A 19,522-nucleotide genomic window follows, 5' to 3' on the forward strand; every position below is an offset into this window, starting at 1 on the left:
CCGAACGCTGGGGAACCCGCTACACGACCAACGGCAAGGTCATCTGGGCCGACCAGGCCCTTGGCGACGGTAGTTCGCCCGCCGAGGGCGGAGCACTGGCCGACGTCCTCGAGCAGTTCGACGCCGCCTCCTGAGTGACCGCCCACGCCGACCACCCGCAGCCGGCGGCGCGGCCCGGGGCGGGACGTCACCCGCCGAGGGTGGCGCACCGGCCGACGTCCTCCTCCAGCAGTTCGACGCCGCCTCCTTCTGCGCAGGTTCGGCTACTCGAACAGGTGACGGTGGGGCACTTTGCACCGCCCGAGACGGCACGTCGCCGCTGCCGTTGCCGGATCGCCGTCGGCGTTGACGGCATGCTGCCGGATTCGTCCCCGTACGAGCGACAACAAGGACGCCGATGTTCCAAGGGTTCTACGGACGGCTCCGCTTCTCCGCTCGGTGGCGGCCTCGCCGGCCAGGTGGGTCGAGTTCGGCCAGGAAGTGATGAATTGCCGGTTTCACAGACCGCTGACCGTCGGTCATCCGCGGCGGCCGCCGGGCGTTCGCCTCCCGGCGACGGGCGGCCCGGCGGGCTAATCTGGATGTGTAACATCCAAGATCGTGCGAATGGGTGAAGGGGTCGAGTGGGGTCTGCACTGCTGTCTGGCGCTGGCCTGGATCGGTGATGACGAGCCGCTGTCGACGGCGAAGCTCGCGGCGTGGTTCGAGCTGCCACCCGCGTACCTGAACAAACGACTCCAGGCGCTCGTACGGGCCGGCGTGCTGACCTCGACCGCCGGAGCGCGCGGCGGGTTCCGCCTGGCTCGGCCCCCGGAGAAGATCACGCTCATGGACGTGGTGTCCGCGCTCGAGGGGCCGGACGAGGCGTTCCGCTGCACCGAGATCCGGCGGCGGGGGGCGGGCGCGGAGGCGCCCGCGAGCGAGTTCCGGCACGCCTGTGGTGTCTCCGTCGCGATGCGCCGGGCGGAGCTGGCGTGGCGGCGCGAGCTGGCCGCCCAGACGATCGCCGACCTGATGGCCGAGGCGCCGCCCTCCGCCCCCGCCCGCGCCCGGCGCTGGCACGAGCGCGTCAACGGCTGATCGAAATTTCGACGAACGAGCAGGGAACGACGTGTAGGGAGAATCTGGATGTCTAATGTCCTGATTGATCGTGACGCCGAGCGGGCGACGGCGGGTGGCCTGACCTCCACGCTGGTCCTGGCCCTGGGGACCTTCGCCGTGGGGACGGACGCCTTCATCGTCGCCGGCTTCCTGCCGTCCATGGCCCGTACGCTGCACGTCTCCGTCGGCGCGGCGGGCCAGTCGGTGACGGTGTTCGCCGTCGCGTACGCCGTCCTGGCGCCGGTCCTGGCGACCGCGACGGCACGGCTGCCGCGCCGCGCGCTGCTGGTCGGCGCGTTGCTCGTGCTCGGCGTCGCCAACCTCGCGTCGGCGCTTGCGCCGGACCTGCCCCTGCTGATCGCGAGCCGGGTGCTGGCGGCGGCGGGCGCCGCCGTCTACACGCCGGGGGCCGGCGCGGTGAGCGCCGCCCTGGTCCGCCCGGAGAAGCGGGCGCGCGCGCTGGCCGTGGTCGTGGGCGGGCTGACCGTCGCGACCGCGATCGGGGTGCCGCTGGGCGACCTGGCCGGGCACTGGTTCGGCTGGCGTACGGCGCTCGGCCTGGTGGCGGCGCTCTCCCTGGTGGCCGCCGTCGGCGTCTGCTGGATCATGCCGTCGCTGCCCGGTGGACCGCGCGTCCCGCTGCGGGCCCGCCTGGCACTGCTGCGGCGGCCCGCCGTGGCGTCGGTGCTGCCGCTGACCGTCCTCGGCATGGGCGCGAGCTACACGGTGTACGCCTACAGCGTCCCGGCGCTGCGGGGCGTCGGCGTGCCGGACGGCTCGATGGTCCTGATGCTCTTCCTGTACGGCGCGGGCGCCGTGGCCGGGAACCTCGTCGCCGGCTACGCCACGGACCGATGGGGACCGGTCCGCGTGCTGAGCGGCGGTTACCTCGCCATGGCCGTGTCCCTGGCGGCGCTCGGGCTCGTCGCCGCGACCGGGGTCCGAAGCGCGACGGCCGCGGGGGCACTGGTGCTGCTGTGGGGCGCGAGCACCTGGACGCAGACTCCCCCGCAGCAGCACCGCCTCATCGCCGCCGCGCCGCAGGAGGCCCCGCTCGCCGTCTCGCTCAACGCCTCATCGATCTACGTCGGGATCGGCGCCGGCACCGCCCTCGGCGGCGCGACCCTCGGCACGGGCCCGACCGTGATGTACGCCCTGGCGGCCGGGACGGCCGCGCTCGCCTGGGTCCTCCTGTACTGGACCACCTGGGGCACGTCCGACGAGTCCCGCCCGTAGCGAGCCGCGTTCAGGCGAGGTCGCGGGCGGCGGCGCGTGCCTCGGCGAGCACCTCCCGTACGGGGCGGCCGGTGCGTTCGGCGGCGGCGCGGACGTCGTCGTACTCCGGCTGGGCGGTCACGACCTCGCCCTCCAGCAGGCCGCGTTTCACCGCGACCGTCACTCCCCCGGCCACCGGCACCGTGACCTGGTCGCGGCGCAGGAAGCGACGCTCCACGGGCGAGACGCGGACGCCGAGGCTGGTCGTCTCCGCGAAGATCACGCGGCACACCGCGTCGAGCCGGTCCGGGTCCACGAGGACGCTCAGCACCTGACCGGGCCGGCCCTTGCGCATGAGCGCGGGGGTGCACCAGGCGTCGGCCGCTCCGGCGGTGCGCAGCGCCTCCAGCACGTCGGGCCAGAGCCGGGGGTCCAGGTCGTCGACGGTCGTGTCGACCCGGCGCATCTCCGCGGCCGACCACCCGGGGGCGTCAGCGGCCTCCCCGATCAGCACGCGCAGGACGTTCGGGTGGCCCTCGGGGTCGGCGCGGCCGGCGCCGGTGCCGGTGGCGCGCGGCACGCAGTCCGGGGCCGGGCCCCAGTCGGTGGCCAGCGTGGCGAGCAGCGCGGCGCCGGTCGGGGTGCACAGCTCCATCGCGGCCGAGTGCGTACGCAGCGGCGCGCCGGCCTCGGTGAGCAGCTCCAGGACCGCGGGCACCGGGACGGGCAGCGGGCCGTGCGCGGCGCGGACGACCCCGGAGCCCGCCGCGACCGGCGACACGACGCGGACGGCGGAGCCGAGCAGCCTGAGGTCGTGCAGGGCCAGCGCGCAGCCGGTGACGTCGGCGATCGCGTCGAGCGCGCCGACCTCGTGGAAGTGGATCTCCGAGAGGGTCACGCCGTGCACCCGCGCCTCGGCGCGGGCGAGCCGCTCGAACACGGCGAGCGCGAACGCCCTCGCCTCGTCCGGGAGCGCGGCGGCGGTCAGGATCGCGGTGACGTCGGCGAGGTTCCGGGAGACGTCGCTGCGCGGCGCCCGTACGTCGGCGTGCACGGCGCGCAGCCCGTGCCGGCGCACCTGGCTCACCGCCACGTCGATCGGCTCGACGGCGAGACCGCGCAGGCCGGTGCGTACGGCCTCCAGGTCGGCGCCGGCGTCGATCAGGGCGGCGAGCAGCATGTCACCGGCCGCGCCGTTGCCCGCGTCCACCCACAGCGTCTTCATCGGGGCCCCCGTCCCGCCTCGCGCGGCACGACGACTCGCCGGCTCACCCGGCTGACCGCGCCCACCCGGCTTGCCGCGCTCACCTGGCTCGCCGCACTCACCCGGCTCGCCGCACTCACCCCGCCCGCCGGGGTCACCGGCGCGCCTGCGCGGTGCGACGGGCGATGCGGGCGGCGGCGACCCCGGCGCCGAAGCCGTTGTCGACGTTGACCGAGACGATCCCGGGCGCGCAGCTGTTGACCGTGGCCAGCCAGGCCGTGACGCCCTCGAGGTTCCAGCCGTAGCCCACGCTCGTCGGCACGGCGATCAGCGGTACGCCCACGAGCCCGCCGAGCACCGACGGCAGGGCCGCCTCCATTCCCGCCACCGCGACGACCACGTCGGCCTCGGCGATCCGGTCGCGCTGGGCGAGCAGCCGGTGCAGGCCCGCCACACCGACGTCCACGATCTCATCGGGCTCGGCGCCGAAGACCCGCACGGTGGTCGCGCACTCGCGCACGACGGGCAGGTCGGAGGTGCCCGCGGCGACGACGGCCACGGTGCCTCGCGTCTCGGCCGTGCCCAGCACCGCCGTGCGGCCCACGGGGTCGACGTCGGCGTCCGGCAGCCGCTCCACGCACGCCGCGACCGCCTCGTCCGAGAGCCGCGTGGCGAGCACGGCGCGGTCCGGGTGCGCCTCGTGCAGGGCGCGGAGCGCGGCGACGATCTGGTCGGGCGTCTTGCCCTGACCGAACACCACCTCCGGGTCGCCGGTCCGGGCGGCGCGGTCGACGTCGAGCCGCGCGAAGCCGAGATCGGCGACGCCGTCCGGCTGAGATACCGTCATCTCTGTTCCTCAACGGATCGGGGTTGCATGGTGGACGTCGTTGTCCTCTCCGACTCACTGCTGACCGAGATGGCAGGCTACGGCAGAACGCTCGTGGCGTTCTCCGGCGGCGTGGACTCCAGTGTCGTACTCGCGGCGGCGGCGCGCGCGCTCGGCCCCGAGCAGGTCGCGGCGGTCACGGCCGTGTCGCCCTCGCTGCCGGCCGCCGAACTCGGGGCGGCCCGGCGGTTGTGCGCGGACCTGGGCGTGACGCATCACACGCCCGCCACCTCCGAACTGGAGGTGCCCGGATACCGGGAGAACAGCTCGCAGCGCTGCTACTTCTGCAAGAGCGTGCTGCTCGACACCGCCAACGCCCTCGCCGACCACCTCGGCTTCGCCACCATCACGACCGGCACCAACGCCTCGGACGTGGTCGCCGGGTTCCGGCCCGGCATCCGCGCCGCCGCCGAGCGCGGCGCCCGCACGCCACTGGCCGACCTGGGCCTGGACAAGGACGCGGTGCGCGCCATCGCCCGGCACTGGGACCTGCCGGTGTGGGACAAGCCGGCCGCGGCGTGCATGGCGAGCCGCGTCGCGTACGGCGTCGAGGTCACCTCGGCGCGGCTGGCCCGGATCGAGCGGGCGGAGACGGCCGTGCGCGCGCTGTTCGGCGACGCGATCCGGGACCTGCGGGTCCGTGACCTGGGCGACGCGGTGCGCCTGGAGGTCGACCCCGACCTGGTGGGCCGCGCCCGCGACGACGAGGCCGTGCACGCCGCGATCCGCGCGGCCGGGTTCACGGCCGCGCCGATCCGCGTCGAGGTGTTCCGATCCGGTTCCATGAACGACCGGCTCGCCGCCGCCGAGCGCTGACGCGCGCGAGCCAACGGTGACACGTGTCCGCCCTCGACTCGCCGCCCGCCTGAGACGACACGACGGTGCCGCGAACCCCTGCCCGGCTCGCCGTTCCCGGCCGCCGACACGGGCCGCCCGACGGTGAGATGTTCGAAACATGAACGACGGGTGACGCGTCCGGCCGTTCGTGGAGTGTCCATTAACCGTTAGGGTTTCCCTGTCAGATCGCGGCCGGGACGGCTCATGCCCATGATCGGAGAAGAACAGCGGATGACGCCAGACCGACCTCACGAGTTCCCGTCCCTGGGTGACTCCCACGTCCTGCTGACGGGCGCCACCGGCTTCCTCGGGCAGGCGACCCTGGAGAAGCTGCTGTCGGCGCACCCGGGCGTGCGCGTCTCGGTGCTGATCCGGCCGCGCGGCGCCACGTCCGCCCAGCGCCGCTTCGACGGCCTGCTGCGCAAGCCGGTCTTCCGCACGATGCGAGAGCGGATCGGCGAGGACGAGCTGCGCCGCATCGCGGCCGAGCGGGTCACCGTCATCGAAGGCGACCTCGGCGAGGTGACCCTCCCCTCCGACATCGACGTGGTCATCCACGGCGCGTCCACGGTGTCCTTCGACCCGCCGATCGACGAGGCGTTCCGCACGAACGTCTCCGGCGTCGTCACGCTGTACGAGGCGCTGCACAAGGCCGGCGCGGACCCGCACGTCGTGCACGTGTCCACCGCCTACGTCGCGGGCGTCCGCAAGGGCGTCGTGCCGGAGGCGCGGCTGGACCACGGCGTCGACTGGCGCACCGAGCTGGCCGAGGCGCTGGCCGCGCACGCCGACGTCGAGCGCGACTCGCGGCGGCCGGAGGTGCTGCGCAAGTCGATGACTCGGGCGCAGGGCGAGCACCGCAAGGCCGGCCCGCAGTCGGTGGTCGCGGCGGCCGAGGACGCCCGGCAGTCCTGGGTCACCGACCGCCTCGTCGACTACGGCCGGGCGCGGGCGCAGAGCCTCGGCTGGCCGGACGTCTACACCTTCACCAAGGCGCTGGGCGAGCGCGCCGCCGAGGAGCTGTGGGGCGAGCGGCGGCTGTCGATCGTCCGCCCCGCGATCGTGGAGAGCTCGCTGCGCCACCCGTACCCCGGCTGGATCGACGGCTACAAGATGGCCGACCCGCTGATCATCGCGTACGGGCGGGGCATCCTGCCGGAGTTCCCCGGCCTGCCCGACAGCGTGGTCGACATCATCCCGGTGGACCTGGTCGTCAACGCCACCATCGCGGTCGCGGCCACGCCGCCCGAGCGCGGCACGCCCGGCTACTTCCACGTCGGCTCCGGCTCGCGCAACCCGCTGTCCTTCCGCGGCCTGTACGAGAACGTCCGCGACTACTTCCGGCGGCACCCGATGCCGGCCGGCGAGCGCGGCCACATCCGCGTTCCGCAGTGGCGGTTCCCGGGCAGCCGTCAGGTCGAGATGATGCTGAGCGGCAGCGAGCGGGCCACCTCCGCGGCCGAGCGCGCGCTGCTGCGGCTCCCCGCGTCGGCCAAGACCCGCGAGTGGATGACCGCGGTGCACCGGCAGCAGACGAACCTCGACTTCCTGCGCCGCTACTCCGACCTGTACCAGGCCTACACGAAGGCCGAGGTCATCTACGACGACAGCCGCACGCACGCGCTGCACCGCACGGTGCCGGCCGACCGGGTCGACGAGCACGGCTTCGACCCGTCCGTCATCGACTGGGAGCACTACCTGCAGGAGGTGCACTCCCCCAGCGTCACCGAGCTGATGCGCGGCTTCTCGAAGGGCCGCGGCGGCGGCCGCAAGAGCGCCGAGCCGGTGCTGCCGGAGCGCACCGACGTCGCGGCGGTGTTCGACCTCGAGGGCACGATCATCGCCTCGAACCTCATCGAGTCGTACCTGTGGGCGCGGCTGTCGTCGATGCCGCGCTCGCAGTGGGGCGGCGAGCTCGCCGACCTCGCCCGCTCGCTGCCGCGCTACCTGCGGGCCGAGCGGCGCGACCGGGGCGACTTCGTCCGGGCGTTCCTGCGGCGCTACCAGGGCGCCGACGTCGCCGAGCTGCACGCGCTCGTGGGCGACGTGCTCGGCGAGGCGGTGCTGCAGCGGGTCATGCCGGAGGCGGTCCGCAGGATCCGGGCGCACCGCGCGGCCGGTCACAAGACCATCCTCATCACCGGCACGATCGACGTGTTCATCGAGCCGCTGTCGACGTTGTTCGACGAGGTCGTCGCCAGCCGGATGCACGAGCGCGACGGCGTGCTGACGGGATACCTCGACGCGCCGCCGCTGGTGGACGAGGCACGGGCCGCCTGGCTGCGCCGTCACGCCGCCGACGCCGGGCTCGACCTGTCCCAGTCGTACGCCTACGCGGACAGCTACTCCGACCGGCCGCTGCTGGAGGCCGTGGGCAACCCGAACGCGGTCAACCCGGATCCCTCGCTGTACCGCCATGCCAAGCGCAAGCACTGGCGCATCCAGGAATGGGGCGCCCATACCCGTGGACGGGGCGACGTGCTGATCGACACCGTGGGAGCGAGGTCCGCCCGATGATCCTCGCGCTCGAGTACCACCGCTCACCGGGCCGGTTCGTCGCCGCCCGCGGCCTGACCGCCACCCGGATGGGCAGCCGGCTCAGCGGCATGGTCGCCGGGAACGTCGCGCCGCTGCGCCTGGTCAACCGGCAGGCCCCGGAGCTGCCCGGCGACGGCTGGACGCGCGTCACGCCGGTCCTGTCCGGCATCTGCGGCTCCGACCTGAGCCTGCTCACCGGGCACTCCTCGCCGTACCTGTCGCCGATGACGTCGATGCCGTTCGTGCCGGGCCACGAGGTGGTCGGCCGGACCATGGACGAGCTGCCCGGCATTCCGAAGGGCAGCCGCGTCGTCATCGACCCGGTGCTGTCGTGCGCCGTGCGGGGCCTGGAGCCCTGCCGCTGGTGCGCCTCCGGCCAGCAGAGCCGCTGTGACCACGTCACGGCCGGCCGCATCTCGGCGGGCATCCAGACCGGCACCTGCGCCGACACCGGAGGCGGCTGGAGCCGTCAGATGGTCGCGCACCAGAGCCAGCTGCACGTCGTGCCCGAAGACCTGCCCGACGAGCGGGCGGTGCTCGCCGAGCCCCTCGCCTGCGCGGTGCACTCGGTGCGCCGGGTGCCGATCGAGCCGAACTCCACGGCCGTCGTGGTCGGCGCCGGCACCGTCGGGCTGCTGACGCTGCTCGCCCTGCGGGAGCTGACCCAGGTCGGCGCGGTGTACGTCATCGCCAAGCACGGGCACCAGAAGGAGAAGGCCAAGGCGCTCGGCGCGACCGCCGTCATCGAGCCCCGCAAGGCCGTACGCGCGCTGCGGCGCGTCACCACCGCGCGGATGCACACGCCGGAGATGGGCGCGGACTTCCTGCTCGGCGGCGTCGACACCGTCTTCGAGTGCACCGGCGGCGCGAGCGGCCTGGACACGTCCCTGCGGCTCGCGCGGGCCGGGGGTACGGTCGTGATGTCGGGCATGCCGTCCGGCGGCGTCGACCTGACGCCGCTGTGGTTCCGCGAGCTCGAGCTGGTCGGGGCGTACTGCTCCGGCGCCGACGGGGCGGACTTCGCCGACGCGCTCCGGCTCGTCGGTTCGGCTCCGCTGGACGGCTACGTCGGTACGACCTACCCTCTCGCCCGCTGGCGGGAGGCGCTGAACCACGCGGCCGACTCCGGGCGGCTGGGAACCGTCAAAGTCGCCTTCGACCTGGCGCGGTAGGCGAATTGATGCATAAGGACCGGGAGGTAGGCCGGGTGCTGGTTGGTTTGGAAAGGAACTACGAGTGAGCAGACCAGGCTTCGTACTCGATGTGGATGAGCGGACGCCACCGCTCGTCATGCACCAGGGCGAGGGCTTCCGGCTGGAGCGGCTGCCGCTCGGGTCCAAGGTCATCTACCCGCCGGACTCCCTGCCCGGAATCCGCGACGTCGACGCCGCGATCCGGCACGCGCTGCTGAACCCGCACGGCACCGAACCGCTGCCGGAGCTGCTGCGCGCCGGCATGCGGCTCACGATCGTCTTCGACGACCTGTCGCTGCCGCTGCCCCAGATGCAGACCCCGGACGTGCGGCAGCGCATCATCGAGCAGGTCCTCGAGATGGCGGCGGCCAAGGGCGTCGACGACGTCGAGCTGATCGCGGCGAACGCGCTGCACCGCCGGATGACCCCGGCGGAGCTGCGGCGCACCGTCGGTGACCGGGTGTTCCACGCGTTCTTCCCGGAGCACCTGAAGAACCACGACGCCGAGGACCACGACAACCTCCTCCACATGGGCCAGACCCGCCATGGGGAGGACGTCGAGATCAACCGGCGCGCCGCCGAGAGCGACCTGATCGTCTACGTCAACATCACGCTGACCGCGATGAGCGGCGGCGCGAAGTCCGTGTCGGTCGGCCTGGCGAGCTACCGCAGCCTGCGGCACCACCACAACGTGCACACGCTGCGGCACTCGAACTCCTTCAACGACCCGCCGAACTCCGCGATGCACCACTCGTACGAGCGGATGAAGGGCCTGATCGACGAGCACGTCAAGGTCTTCACGATCGAGACGACGCTCAACAACGACACCTTCCCCTCCTCGATGGGCTTCCTGAACAAGCGCGAGTGGGAGTGGAACGTCCGCGACCAGGCGACCTACCTCGCGGTCAAGCGGGCCAACGAGCTGATGCCGAAGAAGACGCGGCGGCGCATCTGGCAGAACACCGCCGCGCCGTACGGCGTGACCGGCGTGCACGCCGGCCTGCAGTCCGAGGTGCACCCGCTGACGCTGCAGAACGTCCACCGGCAGCAGCTCACCGAGGTGAACGGCCAGGCCGACATCGCGATCTGGGGACTGCCGTACATCTGCCCGTACAACGTCAACTCGGTGATGAACCCGATCCTGGTGATGTCGCTCGGGCTCGGCTACTTCTTCAACCTGTACAAGAACAAGCCGATCGTCCGGCAGGGCGGCGTGGCGATCTTCTACCACCCGGTGCCGAACGAGTTCCACCCGGTGCACCACCCGAGCTACATCGACTTCTTCGAGGAGATCCTCACCGAGAGCACCGACCCGGTGCTCCTGGAGACGAAGTACGAGGAGCAGTTCGCCACGGACCCGTGGTACATCCAGCTGTACCGCAACAGCTACGCCTACCACGGCGTGCACCCGTTCTACATGTGGTACTGGGGCGCGCACGCGATGCAGCACCTCGGCGACGTCATCTTCGTGGGCGGCAACCGCAAGACGACCCAGCGGATGGGCTTCCGGGCGGCGACCACCCTCGCCGACGCGCTCGAGATGGCCAAGGACACCGTCGGCGGCAGCCCGTCGATCTCCTACCACCACGCCCCGCCGCTGGCATTGGCGGACGTGCGATGAGTATCCGCCGGGAGCTCCGCCTGCTGCGGCACGGCCGGGACTGGCGGGGGCGCTCCACGGTGCCCGCCTCGGCCGAGCCGCACGTCGTCGAGCCCGGGGAGAAGGTCTTCCCGACCGCCTGGGCTCGGACGCCGGTCGCGGTCGCGGCCCGGTCCGTGCTGCGCAAGGGGCTGCTCAAGCCGGTCGCCTGGCGGCAGATCACCCCGGTCATCGAGGGCGCCGAGTACCTCGACGGCGTGCGCGGTCCGGTGGTGTTCGTGGCGAACCACTCCAGCCACCTGGACACGCCGCTGATCCTCGGTTCGCTGCCGGAGCGGTTCGCCAACCGGGTCGCCGTCGGCGCCGCGTCGGACTACTTCTTCGACGTACGCTGGCGCGCGACGCTGACGGCGGTGTTCTTCAACGCCTTCCCCGTCGAGCGGTACGGCTCGAAGCGGCTGCGCAGCCTGGCCGTCGACCTGGTCGACGACGGCTGGAGCCTGCTGCTGTACCCGGAGGGCACCCGGTCGGAGGACGGCTGGATGAACCCCTTCAAGCTCGGCGCGGCGGTGCTGTGCGTCTCGAAGCGCATCCCGTGCGTGCCGATCGCGATCCGGGGCTCGTACGCCGCGATGCCGCGCGGCCGCAACTGGCCGCAGCCGGGCAAGCCGCGCGTCACCGTGCGCTACGGCCGTCCCCTCGTCCCCGAAGAGGGCGAGGACATCCGGGCGTTCCGCGCGCGGATGGCCAAGGCGGTCGCCGCGCTGGCCGCCGAGGAGGACCTGGGCTGGTACGACGCGCTGCGCGCCGCGGCCGACGACCGTCTCGAGGTCCCGGGCGGCTCCCAGCCGACCCGCCCCGGCGCGGTGCGCGAGGACGGCGACAAGCCGGCGGAGACCGCCGACTGGCGCCGGGTCTGGGCCTCGACCGAACCGCTGAGCAGCCGGCGCCGCCGCGTCTGGCGCAGCTGACCCGTTGATTCCGCCGAGCCCCGGGTCACGCCGCGACGGCCGACCCGGGGCTCGCGTTCTCTCCACGGCGAAGACCCGGTCGGCCGCCGGCATCCGCCGGGGCCGTGACGCACGGAGGCCCGTATGAGCATGCCGCCCGAACCTCCCGAGCTGCGGCGTCTCACCGGCCGACGACGCCTCCCGTCACCGGGGGCGGCGCTGGTGGTCCTGCTCATCTTCGTCGTTCCGCTCGCCCTGCTCACGGTCGGCTCCGTCTTCGCGGCGCGTCGGGCGGTGGACGCCTATCGCGCCACGCACGGCGGCGTCCCCGGCGTCTTCACGGTCGAGCGGAGCACCCGCCGGCCGAAGGGCGGGTACGTGACCACGGGCTCGTTCGCCTCCGGTGACGGTGCCGTGCGGCGCTCGGTGACCCTCGACGGGAACCGGCGGCATCCTTTTGACCGGCGCATCCCCGCCGAGCTGTCCAGTGCCCACGCGGGCGTCGCCTATCCCGCGAAGTCTCACGCGTGGATCGGCGACGCCGTCACCACGCTGATCACGGGCGGACTCGTGCTCGGCGGCGTCCTGCTGCCCGCCCCGATGCTGATCGGCCGGATACGCCGCCGCCGGTTCCGTTCGGCCTGACCCGAGGCTCGCGCCCGGCTCACCCGATGAGCGCGCTCGCCACCGGCGGCGCCGCCTCCGCGCCCACGAGGTCCGCGCAGACGGCGCGGAGGTGTCCGGCGAAACGCTCGACCTCCCGGTCCGCTGCGGCGACCGCCTCGGTGAGCGTGTTCCGCGCGATCCGCGCGATCCGCGCGACCACCGGGGCGGGTGCCGCGCCGTCCTCGACGGGTCCGCTCAGTGTGAGCACGGACCCGTCGCCGCTCACCAGCAGCCAGGGATGACCGATCCACAGCGTGGCGGGCGCCGGGTCGTCATGCCGGAGGGCCGTCCGCCATTCATCGAGGTCACCGAGGTCACCGCAGCAGCCGGGGAGCGCGAGACACCGGCCTTCGCGGGTCTCCAGCACGTAGCCTCCGGACAGCGCCGGAACCTCCTCCAGCGCGTCCTGTCGCGTCGCCGGATCGCGGAGCCGGTCGGGCAACGCCTCGTCGTCCGGCTCGTCCGCGAACGCCGACGCGAGGACCAGCCGAGCGAGGCCGGCTCCGCGCAGCTCGACGGCCGGGACCAGCCAGGGGTGCGCCGCCACCGGCGCGGGCAGGCCCGCCGCGACGATCCGCTCGCGGCAGTACGCGTCCCACCGCGGTTCGCCGATCGGCCCGAGATCGGCGTCGTCGAGCACACCCGTGTACGCCTCGACGACCGGTACCAACCGGACATCCTCCACGTTCCCCTCCTTTCTCCAGCACGGTGGGCGCACCGCGCCGCGCTCAATACCGGTCCATGTCGACGTCCCACGCCTCCTGGGCGACCTCGAGCTCCGAGGAGCCGCGCCAGTGCCGGAGCGCCTCCCGCCATTCGTCCGGCCAGTCGGTCCGGTCGCCGCCGACGCGGGTCAGCGTGACGGCGAACAGACCGGCCGCGAGGTCGTCCCGCCCGTGCAGGCCCCTGACGACCGCGAGGAGCAGCGCGGGATCGACCTCGCTCTGCCTCCCGTAGGAACGGAACCGGTGCGCGAGGCGTTCGGCGGTCCGGGCCGCGAGGACCGGCCGGTCCACGAGCAGGTCGGCGAGATCGGCGAGGTGGTCGACGAGGTCGCCGGCGAGCCGGGCGGTCTCGTCCTCCGACCCGGCGTCGGCCGGTCCGGCCGTACCGGGGCCGGAGCCTTCGAGTCCGGCGGTGCGCTCCGGCACGGGAAGGAGCGCGAGGCCGAGGCAGACCGCCTCCGGCAGGTGCCCGGGATCGGCAAGGAGCCGGCGCATGGCGTCCCGCACGAGGCGCGGCTCCCAGGGCACGGGCATCCGGCCACTGATCCAGTCCGTCGAGAGCGTGCTGACGATCGACCGTATCCGGGCGCGCGCCCGTTCCGGGATCGCCTCGCGGTCGTCCGCGGTCGTACTCGCCCCGCCGTGCCGGTAGGCGGTGCGCAACCGGTCGAGCACGTCGAGGATCTCGTCGTGCAGCGTCCCGGACGCCAGGAGAGTCAGGAGCACGTCCAGTTCGGCGTCGCCGTCCGGGTCGGCCGGATCCCCGGCGGACCGGATGATCTCCGCGAATCCGTCTCGGTACCAGGGCGCCCACGTCGAGAAGGCCCTCCTGCCGCGGAAGCGGACGCCCGGCCCGTCGGCCGCCAGGAACAGCCGGCGGACGAGGTCCGCGTACAGCGGGCGGTGGGCCGGCCCGTACTCTCGGGGATTCGCCTGGAACAGCGTCCGGAGCATGAGCTCTCCGGCGTACCGCTCGGCGGCCGCCCGCAGCGCGGGAATCGAGCGTGGGTCCTCCGGCATCCTCCGCAGCGCGACCGCGACCGCGACCCGTACGTCACGGTGGGTGTCCGGGGCGTTCCACGCGCGCAGCAGCAGGTCCACCGCACCCGGCACGCGGCAGCCGGCCAGCCGCCGCGCCGCCTCCTTGCGCACGGTCACCTTGACGTCCGGGCCGAACAGCGCCCGTTCGAGGATCGGGCGGAGCCGGGACGGGGGTACCGACCCGCAGCACCGCGCGACGGCGGCCACCGCCGCGCGAGAGGCGGGTCCGCTCGCGCGGGCCAGCAGGATCGGCAGCGCCTCGACGGGCACGTCCACGCCGCCCATCGCCTCGACCGCGGTCTCGGCGATGACCGGCTCGGCCTCTTCGGCCAGGCGGGCGAGGTCGGTGCCGGCGCCGGGGAGCCGGCCGATCGCCCGGACGGCCGACATCCTGGCGGCGACGGGCGGCCGGTCGTCCTCGATCAGCTCGCGCAGCCGCTCCCGGACCCGGTCACACTGACCGGGGGTCCACCGCCCCGGCAGACCGCCGCCGGTGTCCGGAACCCAGGGACCGGACTCCGGACCGCGCCGGGCGGAGCCGTCGCCGACCGGCAGGCCGAGCAGGTCGGTGCGGCGCCCCGCGACCGTCCGCCAGACGGCGGGCAGCTCGACCGTGGACGGATCGTCGCGCACGAGCGAGGCCGCCCGGTCGTCCCGGCCGGGCACGCCGGCCAGCCAGAGTCCGGCCGCCCGGCCGGCCAACGGCTCCGGTGCGTGCAGGACCGCCAGGCGCAGCTCCTCCTGGAGCTCGTCCAGTGCCCAGGCCCTCCTGCCGAGCGCCCGGGCGAGGGCGACGACCAGGTGGAAGTCGTCGCGTTCCCGCGCGGCCCGGAGGTGGGGACGCAGCACCGCGAGGAGGTCCCGCTCCTGACCGGCTCGCAGGACGGTGTCCAGCCGGTGCCATCGGTCGACCCGAGGGCGCTCCGGCCACCGGCGTCGCCCGCCGGGGTCCGGACATGCCTCCTCGTTCCAGGCCAGGGTCATCGCGCCGAAGCGTCGCACGAGCCGGTCGTACACGCCGAACGCCCAGGTGACGAGGCGCGGCGAGAGGGCCGGATCGTGGTGCCGCAGCACCCGGGCGGCCAGATCCCGCAGGGCCGCGCAGGTGGCCGGCGAGGAGTCCCCGGCTTCGGCGACGCGTACGGCGAGACGTTCGAGGACGTCCGCGGACCGGTCGTCCAGCAGTCCCGGGCGAAGGTCGCGCAGCGCGGCCAGCAGGGCTCCGCGCAGAGGGTCCTGCTCGTTCTCCGTACGCCGGGCCAGCTCGTCGAGCAACTCCGCGACCAGCGTCCGGTCCCCGGTGCGGGCCGCGCACTCGAGCAGCAGCGTACGGCCCGCTCCACGACGCCGGGGGTCGCCGCCGAAGGCCGCCTCCCGGAGCGGACCGGCCGCCTCCTCGTACGGCAGATGGGAGGTCAGCCGAAGCGGGAGTTCGGGGTCGTCCAACCTGCTACGCGCCGAGTGCCAGACGGAGGCGTGCCGCTCCAGCGCCCGCCGCGCCTCGGCCGCCGCGCATTCGGGTGAAAGGAGGGCCAGGACGGAGTTCGACCACATCGATGCGGTCCCCGCGCCGGCCCGGACGGCCTCGAAGATCGCCGTTCGGCGGGCCGGGGGCAGCGCGCCGAGCAGCGGGCCCAGCCGGTGGTACAGGCCGTCGGCCGACGCCACGATCTGCGCGTCGGAGCACGCTCGCAGCCACCTGAGCAGCGAGGGCGGTGGCGCGGATCGTGCCAGACCCCCGAGACGGGCGCCGAACAGCACCCGGGCGGCGCGATCGGCGTCCGCCTCGAAGAGTGCGCCGGCGACCGCCGCGGGCAGCCGGGCCCTGCCCCAGCCGATCTCCTGGCGTTCCAGGATCGACAGGACGCGACCGGGCCGGGCGCGGGCGGCGGCGGTGACCGCGTCGCCGTGCCGCCGCGACCAGTGGCGATCCTCGGACAGCTCCCGCTCGACATGGTCCAGGACGGCGTCCGGGTGACGCCGGCCCAGCGTCCGCCAGGACGTGACCGCGTGGGCCAGGTCCGGCAGCCGACGGGAGACGACGGCGGACGTGCACGCGGGTAGCAGCGCGGCGCCCTCACGGTCACCCCAGCGGGCGCGGATCTGCGGGAGGAGACGGTCCGCGAGGACCGAGCGCCGTGCGTGCGCCAGCGTGCGGTACAGCGCCAGCCGGAGGTCGACCGGCGCGTCGTCGAGGACGGCGGCCGCGGCCTCGTCGGACACCGGGAGGGTCCGCACCGCGCGCAGGGCCGCCCGGCGCAGTGCCGGATCCGGTCCCCTGAGGACCGCCTCGACGTACGCCAGGTCGCGGGCCGCCATCGCCAGGTGCAGAGCGGTCCGCCGCTCGTAGCGGCCGCAGCGGCCGAGGTCGGCCAGGAGCTCCCGGAACCGCGGGGTCTCGCGGTGCAGGCGCGCGTAGCGGGCCTGTTCCCGCATGCGGCGCGGGTACGGAAGAGGTTCGAAGAGGTGAAGGAACTCGACAGTGCTCGGGGCCGGTGCTCCGACCGGCTCGGCGGGCCTCAACGGCCCGGGCGGAGGCCGCCCTTTCCATCGATCATGCGCTCGATGATGGCGGATCGCCTCGCCGTCCGCAACCGCGGCGAGCACGGGCGGGCGCGCCCCGGGGAGGGTGAGGAAGGGGCCGGAGATCCGACGCCTTCCTCACCTCCGGGCGGCTAGCGCTGGGCCTCGTACTGGTCCATCGCACGGCCGAGCTTGGCGAACTTCTCGGTGCGGTTCACCGCGGGCTGGACGCCCGGGTTCGGACGGTTCGTGTCCTGGTAGCGCCAGCCGAGGTTGCTGAACGCGACGATGATGTAGTCGCGCTTCGCCTGACCGGGCAGGGAGTGCACGATGCCCGCGTCACCGGCCGCGACCGCCGTGAGCCCCGTCTTGTGGGCGAACGTCACCTGCGCGGCGTCCTGGCACGGCTGCACGGGGTAGAGGTACTTGCCGTCGGTCGGGTCCTCGTTGACCGTCACGGTCCCGTCGGGGCCGATCCACCGCTGCGAGATCCGCTGCGGCATGCCCTGGGTCGGGTAGGTGTAGCCGCAGTAGTTGGTCGTCGACAGGACGTTGTTCCAGCCCTGGTCGCCGAGCTCCTTCAGGAAGTACTCGCGCGAGGACCTGCTGAGGACGTCGCTGGTGACGGGCTTGCCGTTCGGGGCGGTCCACGCCGTGCCGGAGACGCCGTTGAGGAGCATCAGCAGCTTGGCGGTGTCCAGCGACGACATGGTGACCTGCGGGGACCAGTCGCCGTTGGCCGGGTCGGTGCCCTTCAGCTGGAGCATGTCCAGGCCGAGGTCCTGGAACCGCTGGTTGAGCCAGTCGACCCCGCCGTGCTCGTGCATCACCTTGATCAGCGAGCACGTCGCGCCGTTGTCGGAGATGGTGATCATCCGGTCGAAGTACTCGCCGATCGTCCGGGTGGTCGCGCCCTCGCAGCGGTCGGAGGGCTTCGTCGGCGTGTAGGCGTAAGTGTCGCTCAGCTTGATGACGCCCTTGTCCACCAGCTGCAGGATCCCGAAGCCGACCGTCAGCTTGATGATCGACGCCGGGTAGGGCTCCATGTAGTCGATGGGCGCGTTCTCGCGGCCCGGCACGGTGTCGATCGTGCCCTGGCCGCCGTTGGCGTCCCACTGGGTGTCGTCCCACAGGCGGTACCGCACGGCGGTGGTGCGGAGGTTCCTGTCCACGGGAACGACGACGCCGTTCTTGTACTGCGGGCTCATCAGGACGGTTCCGGAGGAGACCGGCCGTCCCTTCTTGTCGAGCTCGATGACGGTCACGTCGACCTGGGGCTGCTGGTGGATCGTCGTGCCGGCGGCGGCCTTGAGCGCGGGAGCGTTCTTCGGCCGGCCGGACTCGCTCTCCGGCTGGGCGGCGATGGCGCGGGCCAGGGCCGATCCGGGCGGGGTCGTGTCGATGACGTCGCCGAAGTCGAGCCCTGCCATGGTCTGCTGGAGCCGCTGGGCGAGTTCGCCGGACGGCTGCGTGGCCGCGTGCGCCGGCCGGGCCAGGGTGGCCAGCAGCACCGCGGCGCCGCCGAGCGCGACCAGGGCTTGACCGCGTTGTCGAATGCGAAGTGAGATCACCGCGCCAGCGTAGACGAAAAGATGATCTTGTTCGCTACCTTTGTCACAAAACGGTTACGAGATCCGGCGCGCCAGGCGGCAGGTAGGCCGGACATACGGACGCGACCGTTCAGGTCAGATCGGCGACCGCCTTAGCCATCCGCGCGCGGAACGCTCTCTTCTCCCGATGACCTCACTGTGCCCGACGGTGGACCATGCCGACATCCCGTGCTTCCTGGGCGACTTCGGGACGGATGACTCGCGCCAGTAGGACCTTCCCGCCATTCGTCCGGCCGGCCGGCGCGGTCTCGGCCGATGCGCGGTCAGCGCACTAGGCGGCTGTCGAGGAGGGCGAGATCCCCGGTCGTGGATCGCCCCACACGTGCAGGCCCACGACCGGACGTTCAGCGGCATCGAATCGGTGACGGTCCCGCAGGTCGAGCATTGTCTGGAGGAGGGGAACCATCGGTCGATCCGGTGGAAGGTGCGCCCGTACAGGCGGGCTTTGTACTCCAGCATGGCCAGGAAGGATGACCAGCCGACGTCGTGGACGCTCTTGGCCAGCGAGGTGCGCGCCAGTCCGTTGATGGCCAGGTCTTCCACGTGAATCGCTTGGTTATCGCGGATCAGTTTCGTGGAGAGCTGGTGATGGAAGTTCCGGCGTGCGTCGGTGACTCTGGCATGCTGGCGGGCAACGGCCAGCCGAGCTCTGGTCCGGTTGTTGGATCCGGGTTGTTTGCGGGCCAGCGCCCGCTGCAGGCGTTTGAGTTTCTTCTCCGCTCGGCGCAGGAACCTTGGTGAGTCGATCTTCCGCCCGTCCGACAGGACCGCGAAGTGAGACAAGCCCAGATCGATCCCGGCCTCGGACTCGACCGGCGTGAGGGGTTGTTCGCCGACCTGAATCACGAAGGAGGCGAAGTACCGCCCGGCGGCATCCTTGATGACCGTGACGCTGGATGGTTCGGCGGGCAGGGGACGGGACCAGTGGACCGTTACGTCACCGATCTTCGGTAACCGCAGCTTCCCGCCTGCTGTGATGGCGAACTTGGCGTTGCGGGTGAAGCGGATCGCCTGCCGGTTGTCCTTACGAGACCGGAACCGGGGAGGGGCGGCCTTCGGTCCCTTCCGCTTCCCTGTGAGGGACGTGAAGAAGTTGCGGTAGGCGGTGTTCAGGTCGGCCAGTGCCTGTTGCAACACCACGGCCGACACCTCACCCAGCCACGCCCGCTCGGGCGTCTTCTTCGCCTCGGTGATGATCCGTTTGGACAACTCCCCACCAGAGGGGCACGGCAGCCCGGCCGCGTAGGCGTCCTGTCGCGCGCGCAGGGCGTCGTTGAACACCACCCGCGCGCATCCGAACGCCTTCGCGAGGGCGATCCGCTGCGCGGGCATGGGATCCAGGCGGTAAGCATACCGTAACTGCATGACACCGCACCCTACCGCGGCCTGCAGCCGGTTAGGGCTGTTTCGAGACGGGACCAGCCCGACCCGCC

Annotated in this window: 14 protein-coding genes; 8 read left to right on the forward strand and 6 right to left on the reverse strand. The window is 73.0% G+C overall.

Annotation, left to right across the window (positions count from 1 at the left end; translation table 11 throughout):
- Window positions 1–606 precede the first annotated feature (606 nt).
- A complete protein-coding gene (locus ABD978_RS35260) occupies window positions 607–1,080 on the forward strand; it encodes an RrF2 family transcriptional regulator (RefSeq protein WP_345364387.1) in 474 nt (157 codons plus the stop codon).
- A 48-nt stretch (window positions 1,081–1,128) separates the two neighbouring features.
- Entirely contained in the window at window positions 1,129–2,337 is a 1,209-nt protein-coding gene (locus ABD978_RS35265; protein WP_345364390.1) for an MFS transporter, read from the forward strand.
- 10 nt (window positions 2,338–2,347) lie between these two features.
- Here the strand turns inward: ABD978_RS35265 and larC are convergent, their stop codons facing one another.
- Both larC and larB read right to left on the reverse strand, forming a co-directional pair.
- Window positions 2,348–3,541: a nickel pincer cofactor biosynthesis protein LarC gene (gene larC / locus ABD978_RS35270; RefSeq protein WP_345364392.1), complete on the reverse strand. Its 1,194-nt coding sequence runs from the start codon at window positions 3,539–3,541 to the stop codon at window positions 2,348–2,350.
- 133 nt (window positions 3,542–3,674) lie between these two features.
- The gene (larB, locus tag ABD978_RS35275; RefSeq protein ID WP_345364394.1) at window positions 3,675–4,367 is read right to left on the reverse strand and encodes a nickel pincer cofactor biosynthesis protein LarB; all 693 of its coding nucleotides are present in this window, start codon (window positions 4,365–4,367) and stop codon (window positions 3,675–3,677) included.
- A 27-nt stretch (window positions 4,368–4,394) separates the two neighbouring features.
- Here larB and larE point away from each other — a divergent pair, with 27 nt between their 5' ends.
- The 6 genes from larE to ABD978_RS35305 all read left to right on the forward strand — a co-directional run bounded on the left by larE (window position 4,395) and on the right by ABD978_RS35305 (window position 12,169).
- Window positions 4,395–5,222 (forward strand): ATP-dependent sacrificial sulfur transferase LarE, encoded by an 828-nt coding sequence (gene larE, locus ABD978_RS35280; RefSeq protein ID WP_345364396.1) that lies wholly within the window; start codon window positions 4,395–4,397, stop codon window positions 5,220–5,222.
- 252 nt (window positions 5,223–5,474) lie between these two features.
- Entirely contained in the window at window positions 5,475–7,760 is a 2,286-nt protein-coding gene (locus ABD978_RS35285; RefSeq protein ID WP_345364398.1) for an HAD-IB family hydrolase, read from the forward strand.
- Window positions 7,757–8,953, forward strand: coding sequence for a zinc-dependent alcohol dehydrogenase (locus ABD978_RS35290; RefSeq protein WP_345364399.1), 1,197 nt, complete (start codon window positions 7,757–7,759; stop codon window positions 8,951–8,953). Before ABD978_RS35285 ends, ABD978_RS35290 begins: the two co-directional genes overlap by 4 nt.
- A gap of 64 nt (window positions 8,954–9,017) precedes the next feature.
- Window positions 9,018–10,595, forward strand: a complete 1,578-nt coding sequence (gene larAH / locus ABD978_RS35295) for an NPN-dependent hydroxyacid isomerase, LarAH14/15/16 family (RefSeq protein WP_345364401.1) — start codon at window positions 9,018–9,020, stop codon at window positions 10,593–10,595.
- A complete protein-coding gene (locus ABD978_RS35300; protein ID WP_345364403.1) occupies window positions 10,592–11,545 on the forward strand; it encodes a lysophospholipid acyltransferase family protein in 954 nt (317 codons plus the stop codon). Before larAH ends, ABD978_RS35300 begins: the two co-directional genes overlap by 4 nt.
- Window positions 11,546–11,668: 123 nt before the next feature.
- A complete protein-coding gene (locus tag ABD978_RS35305) occupies window positions 11,669–12,169 on the forward strand; it encodes a hypothetical protein (RefSeq protein ID WP_345364405.1) in 501 nt (166 codons plus the stop codon).
- Window positions 12,170–12,188: 19 nt separating this feature from the next.
- On the opposite strand, the gene ABD978_RS35310 is transcribed toward ABD978_RS35305, so the two are convergent.
- The 4 genes from ABD978_RS35310 to ABD978_RS35325 all read right to left on the reverse strand — a co-directional run bounded on the left by ABD978_RS35310 (window position 12,189) and on the right by ABD978_RS35325 (window position 19,454).
- Window positions 12,189–12,875 (reverse strand): hypothetical protein, encoded by a 687-nt coding sequence (locus ABD978_RS35310; RefSeq protein ID WP_345364407.1) that lies wholly within the window; start codon window positions 12,873–12,875, stop codon window positions 12,189–12,191.
- A gap of 43 nt (window positions 12,876–12,918) precedes the next feature.
- The gene (locus tag ABD978_RS35315) at window positions 12,919–16,392 is read right to left on the reverse strand and encodes a HEAT repeat domain-containing protein (RefSeq protein WP_345364409.1); all 3,474 of its coding nucleotides are present in this window, start codon (window positions 16,390–16,392) and stop codon (window positions 12,919–12,921) included.
- Window positions 16,393–16,631: 239 nt separating this feature from the next.
- Window positions 16,632–18,050 carry a serine hydrolase gene (locus tag ABD978_RS35320; protein ID WP_345364411.1) on the reverse strand — a complete coding sequence of 473 codons (1,419 nt, stop codon included), beginning with the start codon at window positions 18,048–18,050 and terminating at the stop codon, window positions 16,632–16,634.
- 114 nt (window positions 18,051–18,164) lie between these two features.
- On the reverse strand, window positions 18,165–19,454 hold the full coding sequence (locus ABD978_RS35325) for an RNA-guided endonuclease InsQ/TnpB family protein (protein ID WP_345364413.1): 1,290 nt from the start codon (window positions 19,452–19,454) through the stop codon (window positions 18,165–18,167).
- Window positions 19,455–19,522 lie beyond the last annotated feature (68 nt).

The sequence above is a fragment of the Actinoallomurus liliacearum genome (assembly GCF_039542035.1).
In the GTDB taxonomy this organism is placed as follows: Bacteria; Actinomycetota; Actinomycetes; order Streptosporangiales; family Streptosporangiaceae; genus Actinoallomurus; species Actinoallomurus liliacearum.